The organism is Catellatospora chokoriensis (genome assembly GCF_011297315.1).
GTDB classification, from domain to species: domain Bacteria; phylum Actinomycetota; class Actinomycetes; order Mycobacteriales; family Micromonosporaceae; genus Catellatospora; species Catellatospora citrea.
The window spans coordinates 265817-282387 of sequence record NZ_JAAOTI010000001.1 but is presented as its reverse complement, the minus strand read 5'-3'; the positions used below and the strand labels follow the sequence as shown (position 1 = coordinate 282387).

The 16571-nt window shown below is 74.7% G+C and carries 2 protein-coding genes; both read left to right on the top strand.

The window, feature by feature from the left end:
* Positions 1-41 precede the first annotated feature (41 nt).
* On the top strand, positions 42-16031 hold the full coding sequence (locus tag HAV39_RS01240; protein WP_191837274.1) for a non-ribosomal peptide synthetase: 15990 nt from the start codon (positions 42-44) through the stop codon (positions 16029-16031).
* Positions 16028-16246 carry an MbtH family protein gene (locus HAV39_RS01235; protein ID WP_191837273.1) on the top strand — a complete coding sequence of 73 codons (219 nt, stop codon included), beginning with the start codon at positions 16028-16030 and terminating at the stop codon, positions 16244-16246. Before HAV39_RS01240 ends, HAV39_RS01235 begins: the two co-directional genes overlap by 4 nt.
* Positions 16247-16571 lie beyond the last annotated feature (325 nt).

Here is a 16571-nt window from a genome sequence, read left to right as displayed (position 1 = left end):
ACCACCGCGCCACCCGTACCGCCCCCGAAAGGTGTCTCCCCGTGACCGAGACCGTGTCCCAGCCCGTATCGGACGAGGAACTGCACCGCATCCTCGTGGCGTGGAACGACACCGCCTGCGGCCAACCACCCGCGACCTGGCCGGAACTCTTCGCCGGCCAGGTCGCGGCGCGGCGTGACGCCATCGCGCTGGTGTACGAGCAGACCAGCCTCACCTACGGCCAGCTCGACGCCGCCGCGAACCGGCTCGCGCACGCGCTGCTCGCGCGCGGCGCGGGCCCGGAGCGGGTGGTCGGCCTGTGCCTGCCCCGCTCCGCGGAGATGATCGTCGCGCAGGTGGCCGTGATCAAGGCCGGTGCGGCCTACCTGCCGCTGGACCCGGACTACCCGGCCGACCGCATCGCGTACATGGTCGCCGACGCGCGCCCGGTGTGCCTGGTCACGACCGTCGACCTCGCCGCTGTCCTGCCGGGGCAGGCCGACCCGGCGACCGCCGGGCCGGACCGGGCGCAGCGGTCGGCCGTGCCGGTGCTGCTGCTCGACGACGTCTCCGTGCAGGCCGAACTGTCCGCGTCAGCCGAGACCACGCCGTCCGATGAGGAGCGCGGCGGGCCGCTGGGCCCGCTCGGGGCCGCGTACGTGATCTACACGTCGGGTTCGACCGGGCGGCCCAAGGGGGTCGTGGTGTCCCATGCCGGTGTGGTGAAGCTGCTGGCCACGGCCACCAAGCGGCTCGGCGTCGGGCCGGACAGCCGGGTGCTGCAGTTCGCCTCGCCGAGCTTCGACGTCGCCTTCTTCGACCTGTGCCTGGGCCTGCTCACCGGGGCCCGGCTGGTGGTCCTGCCCGCCGAGCGCCGCGTGCCCGGACCGGAGCTGACCGACTACGCCCGCGCCCACGGCATCACCTTCATGATCCTGCCCCCGGCGCTGCTGGCCGCCCTGCCGGAGGGCTGCGACCTGCCCGAGGGCGCGACCCTGCTGGCAGGCACCGAGCGCATCTCGACCGCGCTGGTGGCACGGTTCGCCCGCGGCCGGGAGATGTTCAACGCGTACGGCCCGACCGAGGCGACCGTGAACTCGACGCTGGGCCTGTGCGACCCCGACATGGACCCGCTGGCCGGCGTGCCGATCGGCGGGCCGGACCCGGGCACCCGCTGCTACGTGCTCGACGCCGAGCTGCGCCCGGTGCCCGTCGGCGAGCTGGGCGAGCTCTACCTCGGCGGGCCCGGACTGGCCCGCGGCTACCTCAACCGGCCCGGCCTGACCGCGACCCGGTTCGTCGCCGACCCGTTCGGCGCGCCCGGGGAGCGCCTCTACCGCACCGGTGACCTGGTGCGCTGGCTGCCCGACGGCCGGCTGGACTTCACCGGCCGCGCCGACGACCAGGTGAAGATCCGCGGGTACCGGGTCGAGCTGGGCGAGGTCGAGTCGGTGCTGCTGCAGCACGAGACCGTCGGCCAGGCCGTGGCCGTCGTGCGCCAGGACCGGCCCGGCGACACCCGGCTCGTGGCGTACGTGGTGGCCCGGGACGGCCAGTCCGCGGCGCCGGCGGAGGTGCGGGCGTACGCCCAGGGGTTCCTGCCCGAGCACATGGTGCCCGCGGCCGTGGTCGTGCTGGACCGGCTGCCCGTGACGACCAGCGGCAAGCTCGACCGGGCCGCGCTGCCCGCGCCGGACTTCACCGCGCTGACCGGCGGCCAGGCCGCCCGCGACGCGCGCGAGCAGCTGCTGTGCGACCTGTACGACCAGGTGCTCGGCCTGACCGGCGTCGGCGTCGACGACGACTTCTTCGCCCTCGGCGGCGACAGCATCGTGTCCATCCAGCTCGTCATCGCGGCCCGCCGCGCAGGGCTGACGGTCACCCCGCGGCAGGTCTTCGAGCAGCGCACCGTCGCCCGGCTGGCCCGGGTCGCGGTCGCGGCCGACCCGGCCCGCGAGGACGACCCCCTCGCCGGGGTCGGCGAGCTGCCGCTGACGCCGATCATGTCCTGGCTGGACGGCTGCGGCGGCGAGATCGACGCGTTCAGCCAGTGGCTCGCCGTACGCGTGCCCGCCGGGGCGACCCGGGAGACCCTGGTCGCGGCCCTACAAGCGGTCACCGACCGCCACGACGTGCTGCGCTCCCGGCTGGACCGGGCCGCGCCCGGCCGGGCCGGACGGCTCGTCGTCGCCGCCCCCGGTGCCGTCCCGGCAGCCGACCACCTGCACCGCGTCGACCTGACCGCCGTGTCGGTGCCGGCGGACAGCCCGGCTACCGGCGAGGTAGCCGAGGCCACGCGGCCAAGCGGCGGCCACGAGCCCTCCGGCGGGCAGGCGAGCCGCACGCCCGACCGCGCGCTCCGCGCGCACCTGGACGCGGCCGCGCACGAGGCCGGGCAGCGGCTCGACCCGACTCGCGGCGTGATGTTCCAGGCCGTCTGGCTCGACGCCGGGGCCGACGCCGCCGGACACCTGCTGGTCATGCTGCACCACCTGATCGTCGACGGCGTCACCTGGCGCATCCTGCTGCCCGACATCGCCGCCGCGTACGCCGACGCCGCCGCGGGACGCCTGCCCCGCCTCGCCCCGGTCGGCACCCCGCTGCGCACCTGGGCCCAGCAGCTGACGGCCGCCGCCGAAGACCGGCTCGCCGAGCTGGACCTGTGGACCGGCATGCTCACCGGCGACGACCCGGCGCTGTCGCACCGCGCCCTCGACCCGGTCGGCGACCTGGCCTCGGTGCGCCACCTCACCCTGCACCTGCCCGCCGCGGCGACCGCGCCACTGCTGACCACCGTGCCCGCCACGTGGCACGCGGGCATCAACGACGTGCTGCTGACCGCCCTGGCGGTGGCCGTCACCCGGTGGCGTGCCGCCCGCGACACCGCGACCCCGCCGGTGCTGGTGGCCCTCGAAGGCCACGGGCGCGAGGAGGACGTCGTGCCCGGCGCGGACCTGTCCCGCACTCTGGGCTGGTTCACCAGCATCTTCCCGGTGCGGCTGGACCTCGGACCCGACCCCGACGACCTCGGCGCGGCACTCCAGCACGTCAAGGAGCGGCTGCGCGCCCTGCCCGACCACGGCGTCGGATACGGCCTGCTGCGGCACCTGAACCCGGAGACCGCCCCGCTGCTGGCCGCGCTGCCGCAGCCGCAGCTCAGCTTCAACTACCTGGGCCGCTTCGGCGTCGACGAGGCCGGTGACTTCACCGCGCTGCCGGGCGTCGGCATGCTGGCCGGCGGGTACGACGCCGCGATGCCGGTCGCCCCGTACACGCTGGAGGTCAACGCGTTCGCGCAGGAGGGCCCGGACGGGCCGGCGCTCGGGGTCACCTGGGCGTTCCCGGCGGACCTGCTGACCGAGGACGCGGTACGCGAGCTGGCCGAGGGCTGGTTCGCCGCGCTCGGCGAGCTGGCCGAGGCCGCCGCCGTGCCGGGCGCGGGCGGGCACACCCCGTCGGACTTCCCGCTGGTCGAGCTGTGCCAGGCCGACGTCGACGGGCTCGCCGCCCTGGTGCCGGGGCTCGACGACGTGCTGCCGCTGTCGCCGCTGCAGGAGGGGCTGCTGTTCCACGCGTACGCCGGGGACGGCAGCTACCAGGTGCAGCAGGTCGTCGAGCTGCACGGACCGGTCGACGCCGACGCGGTCCGCCGTGCCGTGGACACGATCGTCGCCCGCCACGCGCCGCTGCGCGCATCGTTCCACGAGCTGGCCGACGGCCGACTCGTCCAGGCGGTCTCCGCGACGGCCGTCGCACCGTGGCGGCAGGTGGACCTGTCGCGGATGGACGCCGGGGCGGCCGCGGAGCTGTTCGCGCACCTGCTCGCCGACGAGAAGGCCGACGTCTTCGACCCGGCCGTCGCGCCGCTGGTGCGCCACCTGCTGGTCGACCACGGCGACGACCGGCACACGCTGGTCTTCACCCACCACCACATCGTCACGGACGGCTGGTCGGCGACGGTCGCGCTGCGCGAGCTGATGGCGCTGTACACCACCGGCGAAGGCACGGTCCGGCTGCCCGCCGTGACGCCCTACCGCGAGCACTTGAGCCACCTGGCGGTCCGCGACCAGGCGGCGGCCGAAGCCGCGTGGCGCGCGGCGCTGTCCGGTGTGGATGGCCCTACGCTCGTCGCGCCGGGGTCCGCAGGTTCGCCCGTTCCGGACGCCGAGCAGGCGCGGACGGGATCAGCCACGGACGCCGCCGAGGCGCATCAGGTGGAGGTCGCCGTCGCCGACGGCACGGGCGCGCGGCTGGCCGCGACCGCGCGGGCGTGCGGCGTGACCGCGAGCACCCTGCTGTACGGCGTCTGGGGCCTGCTGCTCGGACGCCTGACCGGGCGCCGGGACGTGCTGTTCGGCAGCACCGTGTCCGGCCGCGACGGCGACACCCCCGGCGTCGAGTCGACGATCGGCCTGTTCATCAACACGGTGCCGGTCCGGGTCAGCTGGGCCCCGCACGAGCCGCTGCGCGAGATCCTGTCCCGGCTCACGCGGTCGCAAACCGCCCTGCTCGACCACCAGCACCTGGGCCTGACCGCGATCACCCGCCTCGCGGGCGGCGGCGAGCTGTTCGACAGCCTCGTCACCGTGGAGAACCTGCCCGCCGACGGCGACCTGCGCGACGCCTCCGGCGCGGTACGGGTCGCGGGCGTGTCCTACCGCGAGGCCACGCACTACCCGGTCAGCCTGCTCGCCACCCCGGGAGAGGCGCTCTCGCTGGTCATCGAGTACGACCCGGCTCGCCTTCCCGAGGCGGCCCTGGCACGGCTGCGCACCGGGCTGCCCGCGCTGCTCGACGCCGTGCTGGCCTCGCCCGACCTGCCCGCCGGTGCCGTCGACCTCGGCGGCGCGCCCGAACCGCTGCGCGGGGAACCCGCCACCACGAGCGGCCTGGGCCTGGCCGCGCTGGTCGCCGCGCAGGCGGCCCGCACCCCGCACGCGGTCGCCGTCATCGCGGCCGACGAGCAGCTCACCTATGCCGCGCTGGCCGGTCGCGCGGCGGCGCTGGCGGCGCGCCTGACCGCCCGGGGCGCCGGGCCCGAGCACGTCGTCGCCGTCGCGCTGCCGCGCTCGGCCCGTCAGGTCACCGCCACGCTCGGCGTGCTGTACACCGGAGCGGCGTACCTGCCGGTCGACCCCGCCCAGCCGAACCTGGACGCCGTGCTCGCCGACGCCGGGGCCACCACCGTGGTGACCACCCCGGACCTGCTCTCCCGCCTGCCCCGCCGCGCCGGGCTGTCCTTTGTGCTGGCCGGGACCGACGAGATCGCGGGCACACCCGTCGCCGTCGACCCCGAGCACCCCGCGTACGTCATCTACACCTCCGGCTCCACCGGCCGGCCCAAGGGCGTGCTGGTCACCCACCGGGCGATCGGCAACCAGCTGGAGTGGTCGCAGCGCACCTTCGGGCTGCACACCGCCGACCGGATGCTGCAGCTCGCCCCGGCCACCTTCGACGCCTCGGTGTGGGAGCTGTTCTGGCCGCTGACCGCCGGTGCGGCGGTGGTGCTGCCGGAGCCCGGCGCGCAGCACGACCCCGCCGAGCTGGCCGCGCTCATGCGCGCCCACCGGGTCAGCGCCGCGACGTTCGTGCCGTCCATGGCGGAGGCGTTCCTGCTCGCCGACGACGTGCTCGCCGACACCTCGTGGGCCCGCGACCTGCGCTGGGTCTCCTGCGGCGGCGAGGCGCTGACCGGTGACCTGGCCCGGCGCTGGGCGCAGGCGACCGGCACCCGCCTGGACAACTTCTACGGGCCCACCGAGACCGCGGTGCAGGTCACCTGGTGGCCGAACGGCGGGGAGCACGGCGCGGCCGTGCCGATCGGCGGCCCGGTCGCCGGCACCGGGCTGCACGTGCTCGACGACTGCCTGCGCCCGGTGCCCGCCGGCGTGCCCGGCGAGCTGTACGTCTCCGGCGCGCAGCTGGCCCGCGGCTACCTGGGCCGTGCCGCGCTGACCGCGTCGCGGTTCGTCGCGGACCCGGCCGGTGCGCCAGGCGAGCGCATGTACCGCACCGGCGACCTGGTCCTCCGCGACGCCGACGGCACGCTGACCTACCTGGCCCGCACCGACCACGAGATCAAGATCCGGGGTGTACGCATCGACCCGGCCGACGTCGAGTCGTGGCTGACCAGCCGCCCCGACGTCGTCCAGGCCGCTGTGATCGCCCGCGCCGACGGTCCCGGTGTCCAGCTCGTCGCCTACGCGGTCCCGGCCGCCGGACGCGCGCTCGACCCGGCCGCCCTGCGCGACGCTGCCACGTCCGCGCTGCCCCCGGCCCTGGTTCCCGCCGCGTTCGTCGTGCTCGACGCCCTCCCGCGCACCGCCAGCGGCAAACTCGACCGCGCCGCCCTGCCCGTCCCGACGCCACCCAGGCCGTCGTCCCTCGATCACCCGGCCTCGCCGAGGCCGACGTTCCTCGATCACCCGACTTGCCAGGCATGTGGGCGAAAGCACGCCCAGGATACGCACGAGTGCCAGGCAACTCCGACGATCACCGGCGCGGCCGTGACCGGACCGGTCGCGACGCTGTGCGAGATCGTCGGGGCGGTCCTCGGGGGCGTGGCGGTCGGGCCGGACGACGACTTCTTCGCCCTCGGCGGCGACAGCATCCTGTCCATCGGGGTGTCCAGCCGCGCCCGCCGGGCCGGACTGCCGGTCAGCCCGCGCGACGTGCTCGGCGCCCGCACCCCGCGCCGCCTGGCCGAAGTCGCCGCGGCGGCAGGCGTCCAGCCGCCGCCCCGCGCCACGGCTGATGTGGCCACGACATCCGGGATGTCGCCGCACACCGAGACGTCCGGCACAACGGCAGCCGTGTCGGCTGGTGACGGCGTCGGTGACGTGCCGTTGCTGCCGATCGTGCACTGGCTGCGTGACAGCGGCGCGGCGATCGACCGGTTCACGCTGCCGATGCTGCTGGTCACTCCTGCCGGGGCGGACCGGCGGTCCATCGCGGCGACGCTGCAGACCGTGGTCGACCACCATGACGTCCTGCGGCTGCGGCTGCAGCGCATCGCGTCCGTGCTGTGGACGCTGCGCACCGAGCCCGCCGACACGTTGACCGCAACGGACCTTCTGGTCCGCGTGGACGTGTCCGGGGTGGACGACGGCGCACTGCCCGGCCTGCTGGCCGAGCACGCCGCGACGGCCACCGCGCTGCTCGACCCCGACGCGGGCACGATGCTGCGCGCGGTCTGGTTCGACGCGGGCGACCGTCCGGGTCGCCTCCTGCTGGCGGTGCACCACCTCGCCGTCGACGGCGTGTCCTGGCGCATCCTGTTCGAGGACCTGGCCACCGCCTGGCAGGCGGCCACCTCGGGCGTCGCCGCGGCATTGCCGCCGGTGGACACCTCACTGCGCAGGTTCGGGCAGGTCGTCACGGCCCAGGCCCAGCAGCCGCAGCGCCTTGCCGAGCTGGAGCATTGGGCGCGCACCCTCGCCCCCTGCGCGGACCTGCTGCCGGGCGTGACCGCAGCCGAGGCCGTCGCCAGCCGGACCACTACGCTGCCCGCGGACGTGACCGCGTCGCTGCTGGCGGCGGTGCCCGCGCTCGGCGGGGAGATCACCGACGGGCTGCTGGCCGCGTTGGCCACCGCGGTGCGCGGCTGGCAGGAGCGGCACGGCCGGGTAGCAGGCGAGCTGCTCGTCGATGTGGAGCGCCACGGGCGTGAGCAGGTGGAACCTGACCTGGACCTGTCCCGTACCGTCGGCTGGTTCACCAGCGTGCAGCCGGTCCGGCTGCCGGTCGCCGGCGCCGACCCGGCCGCGCTGATCGCGGCCGTCGGTGAGCGGGTGCGGGCGGTGCCCGACGGCGGCATCGGCCACGGCATGCTGCGCCACCTCAACGCGCAGACCGCACCTCTGCTGGCCCGCCTCGCCTCGCCGCAGGTGCTGTTCAACTACTTCGGCCGCTTCCCGGCGGCGACCGGCGCGCCGTGGTCACCCGCGCCGGAATCCGCCGCGATCACCCCGCTCAACGGCGGCCTGCCCGCAACCCACCTGCTCCAGCTCGACATCGTCGCCGCCGAGGGCCCACACGGCACCACTCTCACCACCACCTGGACCTGGCCCTCGGGCACCCTCTCCGACACCGACCTCACCGACCTCGCCACCTTCTGGCACGACGCCCTGACCGCGCTGGCGACCGCCGCAGGCGACGTGCAGTTGCAGGGAAACAGCACGAATGACGGACCGCTTTCACGCAGTTTCCGCGAAACTGCAGGCGCGGACCCGTCGGGGCCGCTGTTGGAGATGACAGCGGAGGAGATGCGGCGGCTGGCGGTGGTCAGCCCGGGGCCGGTGTCTGAGGTGTGGCCGTTGTCGCCGCTGCAGGAAGGGTTGTTCTTCCACGCCAGTTATGACACGGCGACGCTGGACGTCTACACCGGACAGGACACGTTCGACCTGGGCTACCGGGTCGACGGGGAGCGGCTGCGGCGGGCCGGGCGGGTGTTGCTGGGCCGGAACACGGCGATGCGGGCGGGGTTCACCAGCGAGGGGCTGCCGAGGCCGGTGCAGTTCGTGGCCGACGACCTCGATCTGCCGCTGACCGAGGCCGACCTGTCGGACCTGAGCGAGGAGCAGGCCGCGGCGCGTACCGCGGAGTTGACGGCCGCCGACCGGGTCGCCCGGTTCGACCTGGCCCGGCCGCCGCTGTGCCGGATGCTGCTGATCCGGATGCCGAGCGGCCGCGACCGGCTCGTCATCACGCACCACCTGATCCTGTGGGACGGCTGGTCCGAGGAGCTGTTCGTCGAGCAGCTGTTCACCCTGTACGAGCGGGACGCGGACGCGACCGGGCTGCCGGTGCCGGGCTCGTACCGTGATCACCTGGCATGGCTGGCCGCCCAGGACGAGCAGGTGGCCGCGGCCGCGTGGCGCGAAGCGCTGGCGGGACTGGCCGAGCCGACGCTGATCGGCCCGGCGGACCGCATCCCGGCCCCGGCCGTGCCGCAGCGCGTCGAGGCCGTGCTGCCCGAGCAGATCAGCGACCGGGTCCGCCAGGTGGCGCAGGCGCACGGGCTGACCTTGAACACGGTGCTGACCACCGCGTGGGGCCTGACCCTGGGCGCGCTGACCGGCCGCCCGGACGCGGTGTTCGGCATGACCGTCGCCGGGCGGCACAGCGACGTCGAAGGGGTCGAGGAAGTCATCGGCCTGTTCCTGAACACCGTCGCCATGCGGATCGCACCGGCGCCCGGCGAGCGGGTCGGCGACCTGCTGGCCCGGGTGCAGGAGCAGCGCCTGGCGCTGATGCCGTACGACCACGTCGGCCTGGGCCAGGTGCAGCGCGGCAGCGGGCACGCGACCCTGTTCGACACCCTCTACGTGCTGCAGAACTTCGTGGACGAGGACGGCAGCGCCGACCTGCGCGCCCGGCACGGCATCGAGGCCGTCGACGGCGTCGACGCCACGCACTACCCGCTGACGCTGGAGGTGACGCCGCAGCGGGCCATCCGGGTGGCGCTCGACCACCGGCCCGACATCGTGGACGGCCCGGCCGCCCAGGCGGTGCTGGACCGGCTGCTGACGATGCTCGACCGGCTCGTGTCCGACGTGGACGCGCCGGTGCGGGGGCTGGACCTGCTGCTGGCCGAGGAGCGGTCCGCACAGACGGCAGAGTGGGCGCGGACCGAGCACGACATCGGCGAGCTGACCGTCGCCGACCTGCTCGCCGAGCAGGCCGCCCGGACGCCGGACGTGACCGCGCTGGTCGACGGGGCGCTCACGCTGACCTACGCCGAGTTCGACGCGCGGATCAACCGGATGGCGCGGCTGCTGCTGTCCCGTGGCGCAGGCCCGGAGACGGTGGTGGGCCTGGCGCTGCCGCGCACCGTGGACATGGTGGTGGCGCTGTTCGCGGTGCTGCGCACCGGTGCGGCGTACCTGCCGCTGGAACTGGACCTGCCCGTCGAGCGCCTCGGTTTCATGATCGAGGACACCTTGCCGATGTGCGTGCTGAGCACGTCCACGGTCGCCGACCGCCTGCCGGGCGGCCTGGCGAACCTGGTGCTGCTGGACGACGCGGACACCCGCGCCGAGCTGGCCGCCCACGCGGGAGGGGACCTGGCGGACGCGGAGCGGCCGCTGTTCGCGCCCGGAGTGGCCGGGCGGTTGGACCACCCCGCATACCTGATCTTCACGTCGGGGTCGACGGGCCGCCCGAAGGGTGTCGTCACGGCGTACCGCGGCTTGACGAACATGCAGCTCAACCACCGGGAGGCGATCTTCAACCCGGTGATCGAGGCCGCGGGCGGACGCCGCCTGAAGGTCGCGCACACCGTGTCGTTCGCCTTCGACATGTCGTGGGAGGAGCTGCTCTGGCTGGTCGAGGGCCACGAGGTGCACGTCTGCGACGAGCAGCTGCGCCGCGACGCGCCCGCGCTGGTGGCGTACTGCGACCGGCACGGCATCGACGTCGTCAACGTGACCCCGACCTACGCCCAGCACCTGATCGAGGAGGGGCTGCTGGCCGACGGGCCGGGCCGGCACCGGCCGCCGCTGGTGCTGCTCGGCGGCGAGGCCGTCTCCGACGCGGTCTGGGCCGCGCTGCGCGACACCCCCGGCACGCTGGGCTACAACCTGTACGGGCCGACCGAGTACACCATCAACACCCTCGGCGGCGGCACCCTCGACAGCGACACCCCGACCGTCGGCGCGCCGATCTGGAACACCCGGGCGTACGTGCTCGACGCGATGCTGCGCGAGGTGCCGCCCGGCTCACCCGGTGAGCTGTACATCGCCGGCGTCGGCCTGGCCCGCGGCTACCACCTGCGCCCGGACCTGACCGCCGAGCGTTTCGTCGCCGACCCGTTCGGCGCACCGGGCGAGCGCATGTACCGCACCGGTGACCTGGTGCGCCGCCGCGCGGACGGGAACATCGACTTCCTCGGCCGCACCGACGACCAGGTCAAGATCCGCGGGTACCGGGTCGAGCTGGGCGAGATCGAGTCGGCGCTGGGCACCCACCGGGCCGTCGCGCACGCGGCGGTGATCGTGGACAGCTCCGGCGACGGCGCGAAGCGGCTGGCCGGTTACGTCGTACGCGGCCCCGGCTGGGACGGCACCGACGAGGTCGTGCTGCCCGCGCTGCGGGAACACCTCAAGCGCACGCTGCCCGACTACATGGTGCCCGCGGCCCTGATGGCGGTGGAGCGGCTGCCGCTGACCGTCAACGGCAAGCTCGACGTACGCGCCCTGCCGAAGGCGACCGTGGCCACCGGCGCGGCGAGCCGCCCGCCGGCCACACCCGCCGAGCAGACCCTGTGCGAGCTGTTCGCGCAGCTGCTGGGCCTGCCCGCGGTCGGCGTCGAGGACAGCTTCTTCGACCTGGGCGGCCACTCGCTGCTGGCGATCCGCCTGGTCAGCCGGGCCCGCACCGCGCTCGGCGCGCAGCTGTCCATCCGGGACCTGTTCGAGGCCCCGACGGTGGCGCAGCTCGCCGCCCGGATCGACCCGGCGGCAGCCACTGCGCGGGCCGAGCTGGTGGCCCGTCCTCGCGAGGGCGAGCTGCCGCTGTCGGCGGCACAGCAGCGGCTGTGGCTGCTGGACCAGCTCGCCGGTCCGTCGGCGGCGTACAACTTCCCGCTGGTCGTGCGCCTGCGCGGCCCGCTGGACCGGGCCGCGCTGCACGACGCGCTGCACGACGTGGTCGCCCGGCACGAGTCCCTGCGCACCGTGTTCACCACGGTCGAGGGCGAGCCGCACCAGCGCATCCTGCCCGCCGACCAGGCCCGGCCGGTGCTGGACCTGGTCACGGCCCCCGCGTCGACCGTGGCGCAGCTGATCGACGAGGTGTTGGCGCGGCCGTTCGACCTGAGCGGTGAGCTGCCGCTGCGCGGCGCGCTGATCGAGGCCGGGCCGGACGAGCACGTGCTGGCGCTGCTGCTGCACCACATCGCGACCGACGAGTGGTCCGACGGCCCGTTCCTGCGCGACCTGGCCACCGCCTATGAGGCCCGCCTCGCCGGGCATGCCCCGGACTGGACGCCGCTGCCGGTGCAGTACGCCGACTACACGCTCTGGCAGCGTGACCTGCTCGGCGACCCGGCCGACCCGGCCAGCCTCGCCGCCAGGCAGCTCACGTACTGGACAAAGACCCTGGCCGGGGCACCCGAGGAGCTGACCCTGCCCACCGACCGGGCCCGCCCGGCGGCGCCGGACGCCCACGGCGGCTCGATCTCCCTCGGCCTGCCCGCACCCGTGGCCGCGGGCCTGCGGGAGCTGGCCGCCCGGTCCGGCGCGAGCATGTTCATGACCGCGCACGCGCTGACGGCGGCGCTGCTGCACCGCGTCGGCGCGGGCGACGACCTGCCGCTCGGCGCGCCCATCGCGGGCCGGGGCGAGGAGGGCCTGGACGACCTCGTCGGGTTCTTCGTCAACACGCTGGTGCTGCGCACCGACCTGACCGGGTCGCCGTCGTTCACCGAGCTGCTGGCCCGGGTGCGGGAGACCGACCTGGCCGCGTTCGCCAACGCGGATGTGCCGTTCGACGCGGTCGTGGAGGCGGTCAACCCGGCCCGCTCGCCGGGTCGCAACCCGCTGTTCCAGGTGATGGTGGTGCACCGCAACCACACCGGCGACTGGTCCGGTCTGGCCGGGCTGGCGGTCGCCGACGAGCCGCTGGACACCACGACCGCCCGGTTCGACCTGGTCGTGGAGCTGCTCGACGGTGCGGACGGCGAGCTGGAGTGCCTGCTCACCTACCGCAGCGCGCTGTTCGACCGGGGCACGGTCGAGCTGCTCGGGCGGCGGCTGGCGCGCCTGGCCGAGGCGGTCTGCGCCGCACCGGACCAGCCGCTGGCCGACCTGGACCTGTTCGTCGACAGCGAGTTCGACCAGGTGCTGCGCGGGTTCAACGCGACCGCGCGGCCGGTGGCCGAGCTGACCCTGCCCGAGGCGTTCGCGCTGCGGGTGGCGCGGGCCCCGGAGGCCGTCGCGGTCATCGACGGCGAGCGCGAGGTGTCCTACGTGGAGCTGGCCGCCCGCGCCGGGCGGCTCGCGCGGGTCCTGGCCCACCAGGGCGTACGCCCCGAGAGCGTGGTCGGCGTCGCCGTGCCCCGCTCGCTGGAGACCATCGTGACCGTGCTCGCCGTCAACCGGCTGGGCGCCGCGTTCCTGCCGCTGGACCTCAACCACCCGGCCGACCGCCTCGCGTACATGATCGAGGACTCCGGCGCGGCGCTGGTGGTGACCACCGGCAAGGCCAAGGGCCTGCTGCCGGAGACGGCCGCGCCGGTGCTGGTGCTCGACGACATCACCGAGGTGACCCCGGTGCGCCCGGTGCTGCCCGCGCCGCATGGCCTGGACCACGCCGCGTACGTCATCTACACCTCCGGCTCCACCGGCCGCCCCAAGGGCGTGACGGTGTCGCATGAGGGCATCGGCAGCCTGGTCGAGACCGCGGTCGACCCGATGGGAGTCACCGCGGACAGCCGGGTGCTGCAGTTCGCCTCGATCGGCTTCGACGTGTTCGCGTTCGAGGTGTCGATGGCGCTGTGCACCGGGGCCGCGCTGGTCATCACGCCCGACGAGGCCCGCACGCCCGGGGCGGCGCTGTCCGAGCTGCTGTACGCCCACGGGGTCACCCACGCGATCCTGCCGCCGTCGCTGGTCTCCATCCTGCCGCCCGACGCCGACCTGCCTGCGGGGCTGTGCGTGCTGGTCGGCACGGAGACGGTGCCCGCCGGCCTGATCAACCGCTGGGCCGGGCACCTGAACCTGTTCGCCGCGTACGGCCTCACCGAGGCCACGGTCAACTCGACCCTGTGGCGGGCCGTGCCCGAGTGGGACGCGCCGGTGCCGATCGGCCGCCCCGACCCGAACACCCTGGCCTACATCCTCGACGAGTGGCTGCGGCCGGTGCCGGTAGGCGTCGTCGGTGAGCTGTACGTCGGCGGTCGCGGCCTGGCCCGCGGCTACCTCGGCAAGCCGGGCCTGTCCGCGCAGCGCTTCGTCGCCGACCCCTTCGCCGGGCCGGGGGCGCGCATGTACCGCACCGGCGACCGGGCCCGCTGGCAGGCCGACGGCAACATCGACTTCCTGGGCCGGTCCGACAACCAGGTGAAGATCCGCGGCTTCCGGATCGAGCCCGGGGAGATCGAGGCGGTGCTCGCCGGGCACGAGACCGTACGGCAGGCCGCCGTGGTGGCCGACCGCACCGGCGACACCACCAGGCTCGTCGCGTACGTGTCGCCCGACGGCCCCGCCGACCCGGCCGTGCTGCGCGCCCACGTCGGCGCGGTGCTGCCCGAGTACATGGTGCCGTCGCTGGTCGCGGTGCTCGACGGGCCGCTGCCGGTCAACCCGAACGGCAAGGTCGACCGCCGGGCGCTGCCCGCGCCGGACTGGGGCTCGCTGGCCGGTGACGCCAAGCCGGTCACGGCCCGACAGCACCAGCTGGCGGAACTGTTCGCCGAGGTCCTCGGCCTGCCCGAGGTCGGCATCCACGACAACTTCTTCCACCTGGGCGGCCACTCCATGGCCTCGATGCGCCTGATCGGCCGCGTGCGCACCGCGCTCGGCGCTGACCTCGCGATCCGGGACGTCTTCGACGCCCCGACCGTCGCCGAGCTGGCCGAACGCCTCGACCGCGCCGTCGCGGGCGACCGCCCGCAGCTGGTCCGCGCCGTGTCGACCACCGTCGACCCACTCGGCACAGGCAAGGCCACCGGCCGCGACAGCACCGTTCAGGGCGGCACTGGCCAGGGCGGCACTGGCGGGCTTGCCGATCGGCTCGCGCCGGTGCAGCTGCACCCGTGGGGGCTGCACCGGGTCGTGGACCGGCCGGGCTGGGACATCGCGTTCGCGGTGCCCGCCTCCGAACTGGACGTGGTGGCGTTGGAAGCGGCCCTGCGGGACGTGATCACGCGGCATCAGCCGCTGCACACCGTGACCGGCTCCGACGGCACGCTGCGCTGCGTGCTCGGCGAACGCGTGCTCGAACCGGTCGCCGACGACGGAACCCCCCTCGCTCGGCGCCTCGACGCCCTGGCCCGGGAGACCGTCGACCTGACCGAGCGTCCGCCGCTGCGGGCGCGCCTGGTCATCGGCGCCGACGAGCACGGCACGCCACAGCGGGCGCTCCTGCTCACCACCCACCACCTGGGCGTGGACGAGTGGTCGGTGGTCCCGCTGCTGCGCGACCTGGCGACCGCCTACCAGGCACGGCAGCGGGGAGCGGCTCCGGACTGGCAGTCGCTGCCGGTCGACTACGCCGACTACACGCGGTGGGCGTACGCCCTGCTGGGCGACCCGCAGGACCCGGCGAGCAGGCACGCGCGGCAGCTGGCGTACTGGCGCGACACCCTGGCGGGGATGCCGGACCTGGACCTGCGCGCCGACCGTGCCCGCGACGGGGGCGTGTCGCGGCGCGGCGAGACGGTCGAGTTCCTGCTCGACACCGACCTGCACCGCGGCATCGACGAGCTGGCCCGCCGCACCGGCACCAGCATGTTCATGGTGGTGCAGGCCGCGTTCGCGACCCTGCTCACCGGGTACGGCTGCGGCACGGACCTGCCCGTCGGCAGCCTGGTCGCGGGCCGGACCGAGGAAGCGCTGACCGACCTGGCCGGATGCTTCTACAACACCGTCGTCATGCGCACCGACACCTCCGGCGACCCGACGTTCCGCGCGCTGCTCGACCGGGTCCGGGCGACCGACCTGGCCGCGCTTGACCACCAGGACGTGCCGTTCGCGACCGTGCTCGACGCCGTCGCGCCGGGCGTCGACGGGCCGCGGGTGATGGTGGTGCACCACGAGGAGGCCCGCCTCGGCGACGGCGTGCTGCGCTTCGACCAGATCCCGACCGGCACCGTGCGCGCCGAGCTCACCGTCAGCTTCTACGAGCCCGCCGGGGACAGCCCGGTGCACGTGGAGCTGGAGTACGCCACGGCCCGCTTCGACCGGGCCACCGCACAGCGGATCGCCGCCGACCTGGTGGGCGTGCTCACCGCGGCGGTGGCGTCGCCCGTGACGACCCTGTCGGGGCTCGCCCCGCTCGCAGAGTTCCCGCCGGCCGCGGCCGGCACCGATGTTCAGGAGATGAAGCAATGACCAACCCGTTCGAAGACGCCGACGGCCGCTACCTCGTGCTCGTCAACGACGAGGACCAGCACTCGCTGTGGCCCGCGTTCGCGGCCGTCCCGGCGGGCTGGCGCACCGTGTTCGGCGAGGACACCCGCGAGGCGTGCCTCGCCTACGTCGAGACCCACTGGACCGACCTGCGCCCGCGCACCCTCCGCGAGCGCATGAAGGCCGCCACGGCCTGACCCGGCCCACCGCCCGACCAAGGTCGCGTCCAAGGGCATCCGACTTGCCGGGCACCTGTGCGTATCTTGCACGTTGATTCGCACAGGTGCCCGGCAAGTTCAGCGATCATGACCTGGTGAGGCGGGTTCGATGACCGCGGCTTGGTCGGCGGATGCCGGGGATGAAGCGCGTCGATTGCCTGGATTGGCCAGGGCGAGAAGGTCATCGGTGACGTTGTCACCGGCCATGATCTGTTTTTGTGGACGCTAGGTGTTGCTATAGCGACATTCAGCGTCCACAAAAACAGATCATGGAGGCACCGGCACGCCGGCGGTGCGTGCTTCA